This is a genomic window from Streptomyces antnestii (genome assembly GCF_004005495.1).
Taxonomy (GTDB): Bacteria; Actinomycetota; Actinomycetes; order Streptomycetales; family Streptomycetaceae; genus Streptomyces; species Streptomyces antnestii.
Genome location: NZ_RZYA01000007.1, coordinates 168,567 through 185,751, shown reverse-complemented (window position 1 = coordinate 185,751; position 17,185 = coordinate 168,567). Strand labels below are relative to the sequence as shown.

17 protein-coding genes are annotated in these 17,185 nt (G+C 69.9%); 10 read left to right on the top strand and 7 right to left on the bottom strand.

Features of this window, described 5'->3' with window-relative positions; translation table 11 throughout:
- Window positions 1–12: 12 nt before the first annotated feature.
- Entirely contained in the window at window positions 13–195 is a 183-nt protein-coding gene (locus EOT10_RS17115; protein WP_127829081.1) for a hypothetical protein, read from the top strand.
- Window positions 196–349: 154 nt separating this feature from the next.
- Here the strand turns inward: EOT10_RS17115 and EOT10_RS17110 are convergent, their stop codons facing one another.
- The 3 genes from EOT10_RS17110 to EOT10_RS17100 all read right to left on the bottom strand — a co-directional run bounded on the left by EOT10_RS17110 (window position 350) and on the right by EOT10_RS17100 (window position 2,530).
- Window positions 350–1,291, bottom strand: a complete 942-nt coding sequence (locus EOT10_RS17110) for a hypothetical protein (protein ID WP_127829080.1) — start codon at window positions 1,289–1,291, stop codon at window positions 350–352.
- 179 nt (window positions 1,292–1,470) lie between these two features.
- Complete coding sequence (locus EOT10_RS17105; RefSeq protein WP_431313297.1) at window positions 1,471–1,776, bottom strand: hypothetical protein; 306 nt, start codon at window positions 1,774–1,776, stop codon at window positions 1,471–1,473.
- A 154-nt stretch (window positions 1,777–1,930) separates the two neighbouring features.
- Window positions 1,931–2,530, bottom strand: a complete 600-nt coding sequence (locus EOT10_RS17100; protein WP_127829078.1) for a class I SAM-dependent methyltransferase — start codon at window positions 2,528–2,530, stop codon at window positions 1,931–1,933.
- A 280-nt stretch (window positions 2,531–2,810) separates the two neighbouring features.
- Here EOT10_RS17100 and EOT10_RS17095 point away from each other — a divergent pair, with 280 nt between their 5' ends.
- The 7 genes from EOT10_RS17095 (at window position 2,811) to EOT10_RS17065 (ending at window position 9,575) form a co-directional block, all read left to right on the top strand.
- Window positions 2,811–3,584 carry an MHYT domain-containing protein gene (locus tag EOT10_RS17095; protein WP_127829077.1) on the top strand — a complete coding sequence of 258 codons (774 nt, stop codon included), beginning with the start codon at window positions 2,811–2,813 and terminating at the stop codon, window positions 3,582–3,584.
- Between the two features lie 156 nt (window positions 3,585–3,740).
- A complete protein-coding gene (locus EOT10_RS17090) occupies window positions 3,741–6,401 on the top strand; it encodes a sensor histidine kinase (protein ID WP_127829076.1) in 2,661 nt (886 codons plus the stop codon).
- Window positions 6,398–6,835, top strand: coding sequence for a roadblock/LC7 domain-containing protein (locus EOT10_RS17085; protein ID WP_127829075.1), 438 nt, complete (start codon window positions 6,398–6,400; stop codon window positions 6,833–6,835). Before EOT10_RS17090 ends, EOT10_RS17085 begins: the two co-directional genes overlap by 4 nt.
- Before the next feature lie 16 nt (window positions 6,836–6,851).
- Window positions 6,852–7,331 carry a DUF742 domain-containing protein gene (locus EOT10_RS17080; RefSeq protein ID WP_127829074.1) on the top strand — a complete coding sequence of 160 codons (480 nt, stop codon included), beginning with the start codon at window positions 6,852–6,854 and terminating at the stop codon, window positions 7,329–7,331.
- Complete coding sequence (locus tag EOT10_RS17075; RefSeq protein ID WP_127829073.1) at window positions 7,312–7,917, top strand: GTP-binding protein; 606 nt, start codon at window positions 7,312–7,314, stop codon at window positions 7,915–7,917. Before EOT10_RS17080 ends, EOT10_RS17075 begins: the two co-directional genes overlap by 20 nt.
- Before the next feature lie 152 nt (window positions 7,918–8,069).
- Window positions 8,070–8,468, top strand: a complete 399-nt coding sequence (locus EOT10_RS17070; protein WP_127829072.1) for a roadblock/LC7 domain-containing protein — start codon at window positions 8,070–8,072, stop codon at window positions 8,466–8,468.
- Window positions 8,469–8,579: 111 nt separating this feature from the next.
- Window positions 8,580–9,575, top strand: a complete 996-nt coding sequence (locus EOT10_RS17065) for a DUF6397 family protein (protein WP_127829071.1) — start codon at window positions 8,580–8,582, stop codon at window positions 9,573–9,575.
- A 70-nt stretch (window positions 9,576–9,645) separates the two neighbouring features.
- Here the strand turns inward: EOT10_RS17065 and EOT10_RS17060 are convergent, their stop codons facing one another.
- The 4 genes from EOT10_RS17060 to EOT10_RS17045 form a co-directional block, all read right to left on the bottom strand.
- Window positions 9,646–9,837, bottom strand: coding sequence for an acyl-CoA thioesterase (locus tag EOT10_RS17060; protein ID WP_262985416.1), 192 nt, complete (start codon window positions 9,835–9,837; stop codon window positions 9,646–9,648).
- 336 nt (window positions 9,838–10,173) lie between these two features.
- Window positions 10,174–11,058 (bottom strand): carbohydrate ABC transporter permease, encoded by an 885-nt coding sequence (locus EOT10_RS17055; RefSeq protein ID WP_127829070.1) that lies wholly within the window; start codon window positions 11,056–11,058, stop codon window positions 10,174–10,176.
- Window positions 11,055–12,077: a carbohydrate ABC transporter permease gene (locus tag EOT10_RS17050; protein ID WP_127829069.1), complete on the bottom strand. Its 1,023-nt coding sequence runs from the start codon at window positions 12,075–12,077 to the stop codon at window positions 11,055–11,057. Before EOT10_RS17050 ends, EOT10_RS17055 begins: the two co-directional genes overlap by 4 nt.
- On the bottom strand, window positions 12,077–13,387 hold the full coding sequence (locus EOT10_RS17045) for an ABC transporter substrate-binding protein (RefSeq protein ID WP_127829068.1): 1,311 nt from the start codon (window positions 13,385–13,387) through the stop codon (window positions 12,077–12,079). Before EOT10_RS17045 ends, EOT10_RS17050 begins: the two co-directional genes overlap by 1 nt.
- Before the next feature lie 494 nt (window positions 13,388–13,881).
- Between EOT10_RS17045 and EOT10_RS17040 the strand changes: the two genes are divergently transcribed.
- Together EOT10_RS17040 and EOT10_RS17035 are read left to right on the top strand one after the other, a co-directional pair.
- On the top strand, window positions 13,882–16,278 hold the full coding sequence (locus EOT10_RS17040; RefSeq protein WP_127829067.1) for a ricin-type beta-trefoil lectin domain protein: 2,397 nt from the start codon (window positions 13,882–13,884) through the stop codon (window positions 16,276–16,278).
- 321 nt (window positions 16,279–16,599) lie between these two features.
- Window positions 16,600–17,181, top strand: a complete 582-nt coding sequence (locus EOT10_RS17035) for a hypothetical protein (protein ID WP_127829066.1) — start codon at window positions 16,600–16,602, stop codon at window positions 17,179–17,181.
- Window positions 17,182–17,185: the final 4 nt, after the last annotated feature.

The following is a 17,185-nucleotide window of genomic DNA, read 5'->3' as shown; positions in this document are numbered from 1 at the left end:
GAGGCGACGGACATGACGAGGAACGCGAAGATCGCCGTAGGAGCTGTGGCGGTCGGACTCATTCTGTGGATCTGGCTGCCCTGGTGGGCCGCACTCCTGATCGTGCTCGGGGTGCCGGCGGCCGCCTACATGGCGCTGGACCCCTCCCAGCGGCGCAAGCTACGGCGCGCCTCGCGCAGGCAGATAGGCCGCTGAGCGGCCGCCGCCGCCAGGGGCGGACAACACCGCCCCTGCCCCGACGCCGGCCGAGACCGAGCACGTGCGGGCGCAGCCAAACACCAGACCATGGGCCGAAACCGCATGGGGACGGCGGGCTGTGTGTGGGTGGCGAGCGGCGGCCCGCCCAGGCTCAGGAGGGGCGTACGGCCATCTTGTCGAGGGCTTCCAGGAGGCCGGGGAGTTCGGGGCCGCGGCCCACCGGAAGCACCTCGCCGGGCTCGTCGTCGAGGAGTACGAACGCGATGTCGTCCGTCCGGGCCACCATTGACCAGCCGGGACCGTCGGCTCGCAGTGTGCGGGCCTCGCCGGACGCGAATGCCGACCGGACGCGGCCGAGCGGCGGCGGGCTGTCCACGTAGCCGCGTACCTCCGCGAGGACGCGCCGGATCCCGGGATGCGGGGCGCGGGGGCTGGTGTCCTCGGCGGTGTCGCTTCCGGGGGGAGCGGTGTCCGTGCCGGCGGTGGTGGTGTCGTCCTCCGAGGTGGCCACGTCATCGGCGGCGGCGGCGTCGCTCGGGGCGGCCGTACCCGCGTTGCCTGCGCCGCCGTCCGCGTCGTTCGTCAGGAACGCGCTGTCGTCTATCTGGTTCCGCCAGGACGCCCACTGGAGGGCGATCTCGTCGGCGCCGAGTCGTCGTTGGGCGGGGCCCCAGGTCTCCGTGTTCGGGGGGGTGAGGGGCGGACCGTCCATGATCTCGGGGTCGGGTTCCGGGTCGTGCGGGGCGGGGACGCCCGGCGCGGACACGGACAGGGCGAGCGGCCACCCGGGCAGGGCGGCGACCACCGTGCGCTCGTCGGGCGACAGTTCGTACTCCATGCCGCAGTCCCAGGACGCGATGGCCACGGCGACGAGAGATACGTCGTCGATGATCACGGTCCAGCGCGCCCCGGCCCCGTCCTGCCCGAGTACGAGCCCGTACCCGTCGGCGAGGGGTGCGAGCCCGAGAGCCGCGCATGCCTCCGGATAGTCGTCCCCGAGAACGCTGGGGAACTTCGCAGGGGTGAGCAACACCGCCGTCAGTACGTACAGCGCGTCGTCCCCGGCGGCGACCGCGTCGTCCGTCCCGGCCATGCCAGCCTCCCCTGTGCTTCGTCCGTCGGCGCACCCTAACCAGTCACGGTGGAGATCGTCGAGGCCGTTGAGCTGGAAATTCTCCCGGAGGCCCAGGTCGTGGCGTCCTGCGGGCGGACCTGCCAAGATCTCGTGCGTTCTTCGTGTGCGTAGCGTGGAGAGCTGCCGGACGTGGCGGGTCAGGACGCGGGCAGGCCGAGCAGCGCCCGCGCCACTGCCTGGGGCGACTCGTCGCGCTCCCGTGCGAGTGCGACGACGGCGCGGCAGGCGAGTTCGTTGACGCCGAAGGACAACGCCTCCGGAGAGACCCAGGTCGCCGCCTCGGCCTGTCCGTCCTCGTCGTCCTCGACGCGTGCCGAGACGTAGGCGGCCGCGGCCTCGAAGAGGTTGTGCGGCCGTTTGCGCGGTGGCGGCATCGTCGCCGTCGCGGCGCCCGCGCCGGTTCGTGTCCGGCTGGGCCAGGCCTTGCGGAGTATCTCGAACATATACGCCACTTCCCCCTCTGCGGTGCGCATGATGCGTCACTTCATCAACTCATCGACGCGGAGCTGGAGTTCGGGTATCAGAAGCGTTGAATCCGGGGGTGTGCTGTTCGGGCGGACAGTCGTCCAGCGCGTCGGCGGAGCCGTCAGGTCAGCGTCAGCCTCGACGCTCCGCCAGTGCCAAGAAGCGGGCGTCCTCGTCCGTGTAAGACGTCATGTGCCAGCCCGAACGGGTCAGCAGCGAGCGGAGGTTGGGTTCGGCGCGCAGGTCGTCCGGTGTGATTTGCCGGCCCTGCCGGGCGGCGAGGGCCGCCCGGCCGATGGGGTGGAACAGGGCGAGCAGCCCGCCCGGACGCACCACTCGCGCCAACTCCCGCAGATCCTCCTCGGGATGGGGAAGATGCGCGACGAGCCCGGAGCCGAACACGGCGTCGAGCGACGCGGACCGTACGGGCAGGCGCGTCACGTCGGCGAGTACCAGCGCACCGGCACGGTCCCGCCCCGCCCGCACGGCGGCCTCCAGCATCGCGGGCGTCAGGTCGGCCCCCAGTACCGTTCCGGACGGCCCCACGGCGTCCCTGAGCGCCGGCAGGGCGCGCCCGGTGCCGCACCCGGCGTCGAGAACGCGGTCGCCCGCGCGCAGCCCCAGCCCGGCCACGGCCGCCTCGAAGGCCGGACCGTCGTCCGGGAACCGCGTGTCCCAGTCGGCGGCGCGGGCCGAGAAGAATTCCTGCACGTGTGTGTGGTCGTCGCTCATGCCCCCATGATCCCCCGCACGCGCGTGCGTACGGGCGGGTGCGAAGGCGTACGAGGACGCGCGTGTGAAGGTGGCGTGCAGGATCGAAAACTCCTCATCCAACCGATGAGAGCCCATGCGAGCCTAAGAGAACCGATGCGAACCGAAAGCTCCGTATGCGCGAACGGTGCACACGTTCGAGCCTGACGCGATCGTTCCCGTGCGTCTCTCTGTCATATTCCAGCAGCTTTCGAAATGCGCCCCTGTTGTGCGCCCCCTTGAGGTCTAGCGTCCCGGAGCCATGGGACACCTGGACCACGCCACTTTCGGCTGGCTTACCCCCGTGCTGTCATACGTGATGGCCTCCATAGGCGCGGCGCTCGGCCTGCGCTGTACCGTCCGCGCCCTGGGCGCCACCGGCCGCTCGCGGCGCAACTGGCTCGTCACCGCCGCGTCCGCGATCGGCACGGGCATCTGGACGATGCACTTCGTGGCGATGCTCGGCTTCGGCGTCACCGGCACGGAGATCCGCTACAACGTGCCGCTCACCGTCCTCAGCCTCGTCGTCGCCGTGGCCGTCGTAGGAGTCGGCGTCTTCGCCGTCGGCTACGGCCGCGACCGCACCCGTGCCCTCGTGCTGGGCGGGCTCACGACCGGGCTCGGCGTCGCGAGCATGCACTACCTGGGCATGGCGGCGCTGCGCCTGCACGGCCAGGTGCGCTACGACCCGCTGCTCGTGGGACTCTCCGTGGCCATCGCCGTGGTGGCCGCGACGGCCGCCCTGTGGGCGGGCCTCAACATCAAGTCGCCGGCGGCGGTCGCCGTCGCCTCCCTCGTGATGGGCGGCGCCGTGAGCAGCATGCACTACACCGGAATGATGGCGGTGAGCGTGCGGGTCGCGCCCTCCGCGGCCACCCTGCCCGGGGCCACGGCGATGCAGTTCATCTTCCCCCTCGCCGTCGGCCTCGGGTCCTACCTCTTCCTGACCTCGGCCTTCGTCGCGCTGTCGCCCACCACGGGGGAGCGGGAGGCCTCCGCGTCGGCCCAGCGGCCCGTCGAGTTCGCCGCCCGCTGAGATCGCAGTCTGCGCGGAGCGCACGGGCTGAAGCGTTCCGAGGAGCGCACCGGCTCAAGAGCACACCGGCTGAAGCGCGCACCTGCTGAAGAGCGCTGAAGACCGCACCCGTCCCGTCACCCTTCGCACCACGAGCGCACCACGAGCGAGGAGGCCATGCGTACACCCCGTAGGACCCCCATCACCGGCGCACCACCCCGGCCCGCGCCGCCTGCGCGCGGACGACGCGCGCACGCTGGTCCGCCCGCGGACGAGGACCTGGGAGCCGACGTTCCGTCCGATCCCGTCGCGCCGCCCACGCGCGCGGGTGGCCGACGCCTGAGGCCCCGTACCGTTCGCGCCAAGATCGTGTGCCTCCTGATGGTGCCCGTCGTCTCGCTGCTCGCTCTGTGGGCGTACGCGACGGTCAGTACCGCTCAGGACGTGGCGCGTATGCGGCAGTTGCAGCGGGCCGACTCCCTGGTGCGTGCCCCCGTCGCCGACGCCGTCGCCGCGCTCCAGGCCGAGCGGACCGCGGCCGTCGCGTACGCCACCGAGCCGACGGCCGACCGGGGCGACGATCTCAGGAAGCGCGCCACGGCGACCGACAAGGCCGTGGCCAGGATGCGTCTCGGCGACGGCAGCACCGTCGCGGACGGCGCCGACCTGCCCGCGCGGGTCGGGGAACGCCTGACGGTGTTCGTCGCGGGCGCGGACAAGCTGCGGGCCCTGCGTGCTGCGGTGCTCGACCAGCGCACCGGCTGGCAGGGCGCGTACGGCACGTACACGCGGACGATCGGCTCCGCGTTCGCGGTGAGCGGTGCGCTGACCGGGATCCAGGACGACCGTCTCGGCTCCGACGCGCGCGTGCGGTACGAGTTCTCGCGCTCGGGCGAGATGCTTGCCCGTGAGGACACCCTGCTGGCCGCCTCGCGGCTCGTGGGCTCGCTGGACGGTGTGCGGCTGCGGCTGTTCACCGGAGCTGTCGACACCCGGCGCACCCTGTCGGAGTCGGCGGTCGCCGATCTCCCGGCGCCGCAACGGACGGCATGGAGCCACCTCGTGGAGGGGAGCGCGTACGGCGACGTGCGCGCCGTCGAGGACAAGGTGCTCGCGGCGAGGCCCGGCGGGGCGGCACTCGCCGCGGCTCCCGCACTCACCTGGGACAGCGCGCACACGACCGTGCAAAATCGTTACCGCTCCATCGAGTCGGACGCGGCCCGCACGGCCGCGGTCCAGGCGGATCCGGTCACCCGCGGGCTGCTCACGCCGGCGGGCGCCGCGGTCCTGTTCGGCCTGGCCGCCGTCGCCGCCTCGCTCGTGATCTCCGTACGCATCGGCCGCGGCCTCGTCATCGAACTGGTCAGTCTGCGCAACAGCGCCCTGGAGATCGCCCGCCACAAACTCCCGCAGGCCATGCGGAAATTGCGCGCGGGCGAGGAGATCGACGTCCACGCGGAAGCCCCGGAGGGCCCGCCCGCCGAGGACGAGACCGGGCAGGTGGCCGAGGCGCTCGGCACCGTGCACCGCGCCGCCCTGCGTGCCGCCGCCGAACGCGCCGAACTCGCCAGCGGGATCTCCGGAGTCTTCGTCAACCTCGCCCGCCGCAGCCAGGTCCTCGTCCACCGCCAGCTCGGCCTCCTCGACACCATGGAGCGCAGGGCCGAGGACCCGAACGAACTCAGCGACCTGTTCCGGCTCGACCACCTCACGACCCGGATGAGGCGGCACGCGGAGAGCCTGATCATCCTCTCCGGAGCCGCACCCGGCCGCGCCTGGCGCACCCCGGTCCCGTTGACGAACGTGGTCCGCGCGGCGGTCTCCGAAGTCGAGGACTACGCGCGCGTGGACGTACGGCAACTGCCCGCGGCCTCCGTCCAGGGCGCCGCGGTGGCCGACCTCATCCATCTCCTGGCCGAACTCGTCGAGAACGCCGCCCAGTTCTCGCCCCCGCACACCAAGGTGCGGATCAGCGGCGAACCGGTCGGCAACGGCTACGTCCTGGAGATCGAGGACCGTGGCCTGGGCATGGGCAAGGAGACCCTCGCCGAGGCCAACAACCGCATCGCCCACTCCGAAGCGCTCGACCTGTTCGACAGTGACCGGCTAGGGCTCTTCGTGGTCAGCCGGCTCGCCCACCGCCACGGCATCAAGGTGCACCTGCGCACCTCGCCCTACGGAGGCACCACCACCGTCGTCCTGGTGCCCACACCACTGCTGCAGGCCGGGGCCCCCGACAAAGCCGCCGACCCGGACCGAGTGGACAGGGTCGACAGGGCGGACAGGGCCGACAGGGCGGACAGGGCCGACAGGGCGGAAAGTACGACGGCACACGCAGCGAAGCACCACTACGCGCGCGTGCCCGACCCGGAAGCACTTCACATGAACGGCAACTCCGTGCCCGCCCAGGGGCCACGCCCCGCACTCGCCGCCGCCGTACAGGCCGTGCCGGACACCGGCACCACCCACGACACGACCCGCGACACCACCCGCGACTCGACCCATGGCACGGCCCGTGACACCCTGCCGCACCCGACGCCCCCGGGAGTCACCGCCCTGCGCCCGCACAGGCCGCCCGCCGACACCGACGGTGACGCGCCGGACGGGCTGCCCAGGCGCGTACGGCAGGCGAGCCTCGCACCCCAGCTCCGCAAGCGGACCGAGCAGCAACAGAGCGGCGCCGCACACCACCCGGAATCCGACGCACGAACGCCCGAAGAGGCACGGCAGCGCATGGCGGCCTTCCGCGACGGGTGGGTCCGCGGCGGCGGCCGCCCACCAGGAGCCGGCTCAGGAACCGTGCCCGGCAGCGACAGCACCGAAGGAGACCTCACATGATCCAGGACCCGACCACGGGCGCCGCGCCCCGGTCCGGAGAACTCGACTGGCTCCTCGACGACCTGGTGCTGCGCGTCACCGAACTGCGGCACGCCGTCGTGCTCTCCAACGACGGACTCGCCGTCGGCGCGTCCAGCGGGCTCGGCCGCGAGGACGCCGAACACCTGGCCGCCGTCGCCTCCGGCTTCCACAGCCTCGCCAAGGGAGCCGGCCGGCACTTCGGCGCGGGCGGCGTCCGCCAGACCATGGTCGAGATGGACGAGGGCTGCCTCTTCGTCGCGGCCGCGGGCGACGGCTCCTGCCTCGCCGTCCTGAGCACGGCAGACGCGGACATCGGCCTCGTCGCGTACGAGATGGCCCGCATGGTCAAGCGCGTGGGCGAACACCTCTACACCCCGCCCCGGTTCACCGCGCACCCGCCCGCCGCCGGATGACCGGACGGCCGCGACGATGAACGATCACGATCACGATCACGATCACGGGCACGGGAACGGGAACGGGAACGATCACGGGCACAGGGACGGCCGGGAGCGAGGCCGCCCGGACCGGTCGGGCAGCCAGTGGTACGACAACGAGGCCGGGCCCCTGGTTCGCCCCTACGCGATGACGGGCGGGCGCACGTCGCCCGGGCCGAGAGCCGTGCGGTTCGACCTGATCGCGCTCGTCCGGCTCGACGACGCCGCGCCCGGCAAGGACGACGACACCGCGCTCGGCCCCGAGCACCGGGCACTCATCGAACTGTGCCGCGTCGAGACACAGTCGGTCGCCGAACTCGCCGCGGGCACCGACCTCCCCGTAGGGGTGGTCAGGGTGCTCCTCGGCGACCTTCTCGACATGGGGTGCGTCAAGGTCAGCCGGCCCGTACCGCCCGCACAGCTACCCGACGAAAAGATCTTGAGGGAAGTCATCAATGGCCTCCGAGCACTCTGAAGAGACGAACGCCGACAACACCGCGCTGGCGCTGAAGATCCTGGTCGCGGGTGGTTTCGGCGTCGGCAAGACCACCCTGGTCGGCGCCGTCAGCGAGATCCGGCCGCTACGCACCGAGGAACTGCTCAGCGAACTGGGCCAGTCCGTGGACGACACCGGCGCGGTGGAGCGCAAGACCACCACGACCGTCGCCATGGACTTCGGCCGCATCACCATCCGGTCCGGCCTCTCGCTCTACCTGTTCGGCACGCCGGGACAGGACCGTTTCTGGTTCCTCTGGGACGAACTGTCACAGGGCGCCCTCGGCGCCGTCGTCCTCGCGGACACCCGACGGCTCGAGGACAGCTTCCCCGCCGTGGACTACTTCGAGCACCGGCGCATCCCGTTCGTCGTGGCGGTCAACTGCTTCGCGAACGCGCGTACTTACGGTGCTCACGAGGTGTCACGGGCTCTCGACCTCGACCGCGGAACACCGGTCGTGCTGTGCGACGCCCGCGACCGCGACTCCGGAAAGGAGGTGCTGATCCGGCTCGTCGAGTACGCCGGGCGGATGCACACCGCCCGGCTCCTCGACTCCGTGGGCTGACCGGCACGTCGCCGCCGGTCGCCCGCAGACGGCGCTCCCGTCCCGGACCACGACCTTGTCATCCTGCTTGCCGGGACGCCGGGCGTGGGGAAGGCTTGCGGGACGGATACTCCCGGGTACGGGAGCGATCAGCGATGGGGGAGACGGGGTTCATGGCGCAGAACGAGAAGCTCGGCTGGCTGCTGGACGACCTGACGAAGCGCGTAGAGCATGTGCGTCACGCGCTCGTCCTGTCCAACGACGGCCTGGTCACCGGGGCGAGCAGCGACCTCAGGCGGGAGGACGCCGAGCATCTGGCCGCCGTGTCGTCCGGGCTGCACAGCCTCGCCAAGGGATCGGGGCGGCACTTCGGCGCCGGCGGCGTCCGGCAGACGATGGTCGAGTTCGACGACGCCGTACTTTTCGTCACGGCGGCAGGCGACGGCAGTTGCCTGTGCGTCCTGGGCTCGGCCGAGGCCGACATCGGCCAGGTCGCGTACGAGATGACGCTGCTCGTCAATGGGGTCGGCGAGCACCTAGGCGTGGGAGCCCGCCGAGCAGAACACTCCTGACCTGGGTAAACGTCGGGGCCGGTCAGAGTTATCCACAGGCTCAGCGGCGCGGGCGGGGTTCGGGCTACGGTTTTTCCCGGGAGCGATCACGACTCACGGGGGAGAACGGACATGGGTGGCGACACCATCACGACACCGGCCACGAGGGCGCACGCCGCCCCGCTCGCACAGGGCAGGGCGGCTCGGGAACTGGGGCTCAAGCGGGGCGAGTTCGAGCTGGCGGTGCGGCTCGGACGCGTCCGCACCGTACCGGCCGACGACGGCGGGCGCCGCCGCGTGGCCCGCGAGGAGATCGAGCGGGTCCGTGACTCCGCGGGCTTCCCGGACCGGCTGCGCGAGCACGTTCGGGCGGTGGGGACCACGGAAGGCGCCGGCCTCATGGACATCACCACCGCCAGGTTCACGCGGCTCGCCCGTGCGGGGATACTGACGCCGGTCAAGTTCTACTTGAATCGGTACAGGGCCGTGGTCTGGCTCTATCTCGCCGAAGAACTACGGGAGTTCGCCGCGGCCGAGGTCAACGCACCGTTGCTGACCGGCCGCGCACCCGACCGTATGCGGGCCCGCCTGGACGCGGGGGTCGACCTGCGGGCCCGCAACTGGCGGTCACGGCACGCGGGCTTCCTCCTGGGGCAGTGCACCGACGCGTGGGAGCGCGCCGCAGCCGTTGCCTCCCTCCTGGACCCGGTGCAGATCGCGGAGCTGGTCAGGTGCCCGTACGAGCGTGGCTATCTCCACAAACTACGGCCCGAGCCCAGCGGGCACGGAGCGCCCGACTCACCGGCGGCACGCATCGCCGAGAGGATCACGACGGCGGACGACCCGCACGAGATCAGCTGGCTCAGGGCGAGCCTGCTGCTCAGCATGGCCGAGGCACGCCGCCTGCGGCCCGCACCGCGACCGGGTACGGGCCATCCGGCCGTCGGGCATCAGGAGCCGACCGCACCGCTGACGCACGCGCAGGCGCTCGCCCCGGCGGACCCGGAAACGCTGCCGGTCACCTCACCGGGACCGGAGGAAGAGAATCCTCCGGCCGACGACGCACCCCGTCGTCCTCGTCCCTCACGCAAACTACTCGACTGGCTCCGCCGCAACAGAGAAGCCTGAACCAGGGCCGCGGCAGGGGCTGCCGGCGGCATCCGTCACAACAGCGACGCGTCCCGGCCGGCCGGTCCGGTCACTGCCCGAGCTTCCGGAACAGACCCTCTTGCACGACGGATACGAGGAGGCGGCCGTCGGTGTCGTAGATCCGGCCGCGCGCGAGACCGCGGCCGCCCGTCGCGATCGGGGACTCCTGGTCGTACAGGAACCACTCGTCCGCGCGGAAGGGACGGTGGAACCACATGGCATGGGCGGCGATAGAAGCCACGAGTGCTCGGTGACCTGCATGTTTCTGTCGTAGAGAGCGCTTGGATGCTTACTCGGCACACCATGCGCACGCTCGTACGATGGTGGTAGTCAGCGCATCCGACGAGTTGCTGTACGCGTGCTGAGTGAATGCCGCAGGTTTGCGGCGCGGAGGGGAGCCAGCAGATTCTTCGTCTGCTGGTGGTACACGGCCTTGCTTGCCCCTGGCCTGCGGCAATGTGTGAAATCGCCAGACGCGACGCGGGGTTGGTCCGCTCCTGGTCCGGATCTTGGTCGTGTCGGTGCCGCACCATCCGGTCTCCCGCTTAACCGTTGAGCATGTGGACGCGGTGGTCCCTCACCCCTTGTTGGCCCCCAGCGTCAGGCCGCTGACGAACTGGCGCTGGAGGGCGAAGTAGACCAGCAGCGTCGGGACCGCTGTGAGCAGCGCTCCCGCGGCGATGAGATTGGGGTCGGTGAAGTACTGGCCCGAGAGGTTCTGCAGCGCCGAGGTGATCGGCATGTTCTCGCCGGTGGCCACCAGGACGATCGCCCAGAAGAAGTCGTTGTAGATCCAGATGGAGAGCAGTGTGGCCAGAGCGGCCATGGCCGGGCGGCACAGCGGCAGCACGATCTGCCAGTACAGACGCCACACCGAGGCACCGTCCACGAGCGCGGCCTCGGTCAGTTCGTGCGGCAGCATCCGCATGTAGTTGCTGAGGACGAAGGTGCAGAAGCCCGACTGGAAGGCGACGTGGATGAGGACGAGGCCGAGCGCGGAGTCGTACAGCTTGCCCGATGCTGTGATGCCGGGCAGGTCGATCAGCAGGTAGAGCCGGTACAGCGGGGTGATGACGACCTGCTGGGGAAGCAGGTTGCCGGCGGTGAAGACGAGCAGCAGCGCGAGGTTGAGGCGGAAGTCGAACCGGCTGACGTAGAACGCGACGCAGGACGACGCGAACAGCGTGAGCAGCACGGCGGGTACGGCGATCAGCAGCGTGTTGCCGAAATAGTGCGCCATGCCGGACTGGGTGAACGCGTCGGTGAAGTTGTCGAGGCTGAGCTTGTCGGGCCAGGACACGTACCCCTTGGTGCTCGTCTCCGCGTAGGGCCGCAGCGCGGAGTAGACCGCCCACAGCAGGGGCGCGAGCCAGGCCAGCGCCGTGACGGTGAGGAACAGGTGCAGGACGAGGCGCGCGGGCCTGACGCGGGCACGAGGGAAGGCGGGACTTACGGCGGTCATGACCTGCGCTCCTTTCGGAAGGTGCTCGCCAGGTACGGGACGATGACGGCGAGTGAGATGGCCAGCAGGACGACCGCGATGGCGGAGCCGTATCCGATCCGGCTCGACTCACCGACGATGTTGTCGGTGACCAGGATGGAGAGCAGCTCGGTGCCGTCCGTCCCTCCGTTGAATACGAAGACCAGGTCGAAGGCGCGCAGCGACTCGATGATGGTGACGACGAGGACGATGGTGTTCGTCGGCTTCAGCGTCGGGAAGACGACGTGGCGGAAGGTCTGCCACTCGTTCGCGCCGTCGATCGCGGACGCCTCGCGCAGCGTCGGGTCCACGCCCTTGAGGCCGGCCAGGTAGAGGATCATGAGGTAGCCGGTGTGCCGCCAGGACGCGGCGACCAGCGCGGCCCAGAGGTTCAGGTCGGGGTCGCCGATCCAGTCGATGTAGTGCCCGGGCCTGTTGGCGCCGATGACGCTGTTGATCAGGCCTGTGTCGGGGTTGTAGATGAGCTGCCACACGAACCCGATGACGGCGAAGGACACGACGACGGGCAGGAAGAAGGCCGTCTGGTAGACGCGACTGAACCGGATCTTCTTGTCGAGCTGGAGGGCCAGGAACAGGCCGAGCGGCGTGGGGATGAGGAACAGCACGGCGAACCAGATCACGTTGTGCTGCACGGCGGGCCAGAACTGCGGGTTCTGGGTGAACAGTTCACGGAAGTTGTCGAGGCCGGCCCAGTGGATCGTGCCGAAGCCGATGCCGTCCCAGGTGGTGAAGGCGAGCGCGATGGAGGCCAGCGCGGTGACCCAGACCAGGGTGATGTGCAGGAGTGCCGGCAGGCCGGCCATGAGGCCAAGGGTGGCCCTGTCGCGGCGGGTGAGCAGACGGCGGTGCCCCTGGGGTTCGCGGCCGGGCCGAGGGTGGGGAGCCGTCGGTGTGTCCGGGGAGGCCGGGGATGAGGTGGCCGCCGTTCCGGGGGTGCTGGTGGTTTCGGACCCGGTGCCGGTGTTCGCTGTCGTGGCCATCACGAGGCGAAGATCGTCTTCTTCTGGCGTTCGATGGACGACAGCAGCCCGTCGATGCCCTTGGGGTCGCGGATGAACTTCTGGATGCCCGGGAGCATCACGGTGGAGATGAAGTCCGGGCGGCTGTCGCGGTCCATGAACTGCGTCAGGTGCTTCGCGTTGCTGATCATCTCGAAGCCCTTCTTCTGCAGGGCGCTGTACGCGGAGGTGTCGGCCTCGGCGGAGGCGGCGACGACACTCGGGTCCGCCTTGAGGTACGTCTCCTCGGCCTCGGGGGAACCGAGGAACTGCATCAGCTTCACCGCGCCCGCATGGTTCCCGGGCTTCTTGCTGAGCATGAAGCCGTCGGTGGGGGCCTCGACGGTGTCCTGGCCGTAGGAGGGGTCGATCTCGGGGAAGGGGAAGAAGTCGAGGTCGGCCAGGTCCTCCTTGTTCGTGAACTGCTGGCCGACGAACATGCCGAGCAGATACATGCCCGCCTTCTTGGAGACCAGGTTCTGTGCCGCGTCCTGCCACAGCCGTCCGACGGCGCCCTCCTGGTGGTAGGGGAGGATCTCGGCCCAGTTGTCGAACACCGCGCGCGTCTTCGCGTCGGTCCACGAGGCCTCGCCCCGCATCAGCGACATGTGGAAGTCGTAGCCGTTGGTACGGACGTTGATCTGGTCGAAGGTGCCGAGCGCGGGCCACTTGTCCTTGTCGCCGAAGGCGATGGGCACCAGCCCGTCCTTCTTCATCTGCTTGCACAGCGCGATGAGCGCGGACCACGTGGTGGGAACGTCGTACCCGTACTTCTTGAAGACGCTCTTCCGGTAGAAGACCGCCCAGGGGTAGGTGTACACGGGGACGAAGTAGTACTTCCCGTCCGCGCCCTTGCTCAGGTCGTGCATGGCGGCGGGGAAGTTGCCGCCGATCTTCTTCCAGACGTCGTCGATCGGCGTCGAGAGCCCCTTGGCCGCGAAGAACTGCATCCGGTAGCCGGCGAACCAGCCGAACACGTCGTCCGGCGTGCCCTGCAGATACGAGTTGATCTGCTCCTGGAAGGTGTTGTGGTCCTTGGTGTTGACCTCGACCTTGATCTTGGAGCGCACCGTGAACTCGGCGTAGACGTCGGCGAACGCCTTCTTCGGTACGGCGTCGGAGGCTCCGGAGCCGAGCGTGACCGTGTGCGGGTCGGACGACCCCGAGGCGCTGCCGCCGCACGCGGCGAGCAGCGGGATGCCGGCACCCAGGGCGGCGGCCCCACCCAGTCCGCGCAGGATGGTGCGGCGCCCGGGACCCTGGGCGGAGGTGGCGGCCGGAGGGAATCTCATGACGGCTCCTGAAGGCAGGGAACAGTGATCGCGCCGTCGAGAGGTCCGTATCGAGGATCCACATGGTCACTCATAACAGAACGCGATCGAACAGCAGCGCCCATAGGAGCCGTTCGGTGCGTCGGACGTCAAGGGTTCTGGCGCAACTTTCCCGGCGGGCGGGCGAGGTGAGACATCGGGCGGGCCGGTTCCGTCTCGCCCTTCGGGTTGTAGAGCGGCTGGGTGTCTGAGTGGAAAGCGCTTTCCTTGAATTGCCTTGGTTTTAGGGGGCGTTGGCGATTCGGTGGTCATAAGTCCAAGGCCGCCGGACATTCGTCCATGGCGTCACCTGAGTCGCGGGGATAGAACTCACCGGAGGCCGGGATCCGATGATTCGTAGCCCGGCGTGGGTATGGAACGCGTTGTCCGCGCCTCAAGTAATCCACCACAATCGAACATCGCAGTCGGTGTCTGTCGGAACGATCACGCACTCCCTCTTCCACCTCGGAGTCGACATGACCTGGACAATCAAGTGGAGACCGGTGCTGTTTGCCGCGCTCCTGGCACTGCTCATCGGTGCCGTGACAGGCTGGGGCGCACCGCGCGCCCACGCGGCGACCAGCACGTCCATCACCGTCGACGGCACGCAGTCCGGCCGCACTTTCGACGGCATCGGAGCCATCAGCGGCGGCGGCGGGAACTCGCGGCTGCTGATCGACTATCCCGAGCCGCAGCGCAGCCGGATCCTCGACTACCTCTTCAAGCCGGGCTACGGCGCGTCCCTGCAGTTCCTGAAACTGGAGGTGGGCGGCGACACCAACTCCACCGATGGCGCCGAGCCCAGCCATATGCACACCCGCGACAAGGTGGACTGCCATACGGGCTACGAGTGGTGGCTCGCCGAGCAGGCCAAGGCGCGCAACCCCCACATCAAGTTCCAGGCCCTGTCCTGGGGAGCGCCCGGATGGACCGGCAACGGGAACTTCTGGTCCCAGGACACGATCGACTATCTGATGTCCTGGTTCGGCTGTGCGAAGAAGCACGGGCTGACCATCGACTACGTGGGCGGCTGGAACGAGCGGGGCTGGGACGCCGACTGGTTCAAGAAGCTCAAGTCGACGCTGGTGGCGAAGGGTTACCGCACCAAGGTCGTCGCGTCCGAGAGCTTCGGCTGGGACATCGCCGACGCGATGGCCAAGGACGGTGAGCTGAACGACGCCATCGACGTCATCGGATCGCACTACCCCTGCGGCTACCAGAGCGCCTTCACCTCATGCCCCTCCAGCGACGTGGCCCAGGCTTCGGGCAAGCCGCTGTGGGCCAGCGAGAACGGGTCCCTCGACACGGACGGCGGAGCCAAGGCCGTGGCCCGCGCCATCAACCGCGACTACATCGACGGCCGGATGACGGCGTACGTCAACTGGCCGGTGATCGCCGCGCTCTACCCGAACCTCTCCTTTTCCACGGACGGCATGTCGATCGCCAACCAGCCCTGGTCCGGCGCCTACCACATCGGCGCCACGACCTGGGTGACCGCGCACACCGCCCAGTTCACCCGGCCCGGCTGGCGCTACATCGACGCGGCGAGCGGCTATCTCGGCGGCGACCGCTCCAACGGCAGCTATGTGTCGCTGAGGTCACGTGACGGCGGCGACTACTCCACCGTCATCGAGACGATGGACGCGACCGCGGAACAGACCGTCAACCTCACCGTCCGGGGCGGGCTTTCGACCGGAAGGGTCCATGTCTGGTCGACCGACGTGGCATCGTCCGGCACCGACGACGACTTCGTGCGGGGGGCGGACATCACGCCCGTGGGCGGCAGGTACGCGCTGACCCTCAAGCCCGGACACGTCTACACCCTCACGACGACCGCCGGGCAGGGCAAGGGCACCGCGACCTCCCCGGAGAAGGCCGCGCTGGACCTTCCGTACTCCGACGACTTCGACAAGCCGGCCGCCTCGAAGAGCCCCCGGTACTTCACCGACATGAACGGCGCCTTCGAGACCAAGGCGTGCGCCGGCGGCCGCTCCGGGACCTGTCTGCGGCAGATGGCGCCAACCAGCCCGATCCGGTGGACCGACGAGCCCTACAACGCCCCGTACACGTTCATGGGCGACGGATCCTGGACCAACTACACCGTCACCGCGGACGCCCTGTTCAGCGAGAAGGGCACGGTCGAACTCCTAGGCCGGGTCGGTCAGCAGGGCCGCAACAACAACGGCCTGAACGCCTACCACCTGCGTGTGAGCAACAACGGCGCCTGGTCCATCGACAAGAGCGACACCACGTGGAAGTTCACGAAGCTCACCGGGGGACGGACCGACACGCTCGGCCTGAACAAGTGGCACAAGGTCGCCTTCACCCTGCAGGACACCAAGCTGACCGCCTCCGTCGACGGCAAGGAACTCGGCAGCGTGACCGACTACTCGCTCAGCAGCGGCCAAGCCGGGCTCGGGGTCACGGGATATCAGACCCAGCAGTTCGACAACTTCGCCCTGACCCCGGGCGCACCCTCGCCGCAGCACCTCGGCGCAGTCACCTCGGCCCTGACCGACACCTGCCTGGCAGCGGAGAGCGGCGCCGACAGCGACGGCACCCGGGTCCTGGCGGGCACCTGCGACGACAGTGCGGGACAGCAGTGGTGGTGGGGCAACGGCCAGCTGCGGCTGGGCAGTTCGACCGGCAAGTGCCTCGACGTCACCGGCGCGGGCACCGAGAACGGTTCCCCGGTCGAACTGTGGTCGTGCAACGGCGGCGGCAACCAGAAGTGGGTGCCGCAACCGGACGGCACGCTCCAGGGCCAGGCCTCCGGGCGGTGCCTCGCGGTGCCCGGATCCGACACGTCGAAGCAACTGGTGATCCAGGACTGCGACGCCACTGCGGCGAACCAGCGCTGGGCCATTCCGTAGCGGGCCGCGAGGCCCACGTCTGTGCCTGACCCGATCGATGTGGTGCGACGACGGCCACGACGCGTACCCCTGGCCGTCGTCCCATCACACGTCCCTCATCGCCGAACTGCGGAGCGGGCGGGCGGAGATTCCGTACGAACACCACCATGCGTATGTGTGCGAGTTCGCGTATGCCTGCTGAAGCGCTCTCGCTCCGGCACCCGGTGCCTCCTTCGCGCTATTCGCGAAGTTCCCGCTGCGGATGCCCGACGGTGTCCCGACCCTCGAGCACCTGCCCGCACACAGAGTCAGTCCTCGCGAGGAAACAGGAGCCCGCACACCATGAGCGCAGCCGAGCAGCCGCACGGGTCGCCCTCGACCCTCCTGCCGCTGGTGTCCCGCCGCAGCCTGCTGGCCGGCGCGGTCGGACGCCGAGACTGCGGGCCCAGTGGACAGCACCTCGCCGCGCAACACACCCTCACCGACCTGACCGACATCGAGGTGACTGCCCCGACCTCCTGGTTCGACCCCGGGCGCCACACGCTGACCGCCGAGGCCGACACCCCCTCGGGCCCGGCATCCCAGTCCATCCCGGTGACGACGGTGCGCCCCGCCCCACTCGCCGGTCGAACGGTTCTGGACGGTGGCCGGCTGTTCGGCATGTCGACCGAGCTCCCCGAGGGCGCCCCGAGCGGCGATGCGCTGCCCGCCTCCCAGCCCGGCTTCGACGAGCCCCGGATGGCCGAGGCCCTCGTCCCCGGCTCCTTCGGCGCCGTGCGCGACAAGTGGAACAACGCCAACGGCGCCCTCGCCGTGTATCCCCGCACAGCGAAACTCGCCGCTCCCGCCTCCGGCAGACGTACCAAGCGGTCGTCCCTCCCACGACCACCCCGCCCGGAGCAGCCCCCCACATCTTCGCGCTGAGCAT